This window comes from Stenotrophomonas sp. 2YAF22 (assembly GCF_052114665.1).
Taxonomy (GTDB): domain Bacteria; phylum Pseudomonadota; class Gammaproteobacteria; order Xanthomonadales; family Xanthomonadaceae; genus Stenotrophomonas; species Stenotrophomonas indicatrix.
Genome location: NZ_JBFRFE010000906.1, coordinates 1 through 1,146, shown reverse-complemented (window position 1 = coordinate 1,146; position 1,146 = coordinate 1). Strand labels below are relative to the sequence as shown.

The 1,146-nt window shown below is 70.2% G+C and carries 2 protein-coding genes; both read left to right on the top strand.

Annotated features, from left to right (window positions below; all coding sequences use genetic code 11):
- Positions 1–313: ketopantoate reductase C-terminal domain-containing protein (locus AB4Y84_RS22150; RefSeq protein WP_442250995.1), on the top strand; the 313-nt coding region annotated here is incomplete at its 5' end.
- A 10-nt stretch (positions 314–323) separates the two neighbouring features.
- Positions 324–1,146: NAD-dependent epimerase/dehydratase family protein (locus AB4Y84_RS22145; RefSeq protein ID WP_442250996.1), on the top strand; the 823-nt coding region annotated here is incomplete at its 3' end.

Here is a 1,146-nt window from a genome sequence, read left to right as displayed (position 1 = left end):
CGGCACGATCGTGGCCACCGACGACGGCGACGCCATCGTGCGTGGGCTCTATGACGAATGCCTGGCGGTGGCCGAAGCAGCGGGTGAGCCGGTGCCGCAGGCGGCGCAGGACACCGCGCGTGGCACCCTGACCCAGGCCGGCTCGGCGTTGAAGGCGTCGATGCTGCGCGACCTGGAAGCAGGCCAGCAGGTGGAAGCGGCCCAGATCGTCGGCGACATGCTGGCGCGTGCGCGCGCCGCGGGCCAGGAAGCGTTGCTGCTGCAGGTCGCCTACAGCAGCCTGCAGGCCTACCAGGCCCAGCGCTCGGTGTGATCCGATGAACATGCCCGGCCCGTTGCCGAAGCGCGTACTGATCCTCGGCATGGGCTGGAGTGGCCGCGTGTTGGCCGCGCGCCTTCAGGCCCAGGGCATACACGTGGAAGGCACGGTGCGCGATCCGGCGTCGGCACCTGACGATGGCCTGCTGCGTCATCAGCTGCGTGCCGACGCCGCGCTTGCCCCGAGCCTGCTCGCTGCGATTGCCCATGCCGACGCGGTGCTTTGCAGCGTCCCTCCCGATGCCGAGGGCGACCCGGCGCTGCGCCTGCTGTATGCCGCGTTGCGCGACAGCAGTTCACTGCGTTGGCTCGGTTACCTGTCGTCGACCTCGGTCTACGGCGACCGCGACGGTGGCTGGATCAATGAGCACAGCGTGGCCGATGCCACCGAGCCGGCAGGCAGGCAGCGTCGCCTCGCCGAAACGCAATGGCGTGCGCTGGCGGATGCGCGCGGTATCGCCTCGGCGATGTTCCGCCTGCCGGGCCTCTACGGACCCGGGCGCAACGCGCTGCTGCAGCTGGCGCAGGGCCGCGCGCGGCACGTGGTGCGGCCAGGGCTGGTGTTCAATCGCCTGCACGTGGACGACCTGGCTGCGGTGGTGATCGCGGCGATGCAACGCCCCATGGCCAACGCACTGTATCTGCCGAGCGATGACGAACCGGCGCCACCGCAGGATGTACTGGCCTTCGCTGCGCAGCTGGGGGGATTTACCCTGCCGCCCGCGGTGGCCTGGGACGATCCATCAGTCAGCGCGACATTGCGGCGTTTCTACCAGAGCAGAAAGCGCATCGACAGCCGCAGCACGCGCGACGCGCTGGGCTGGACGC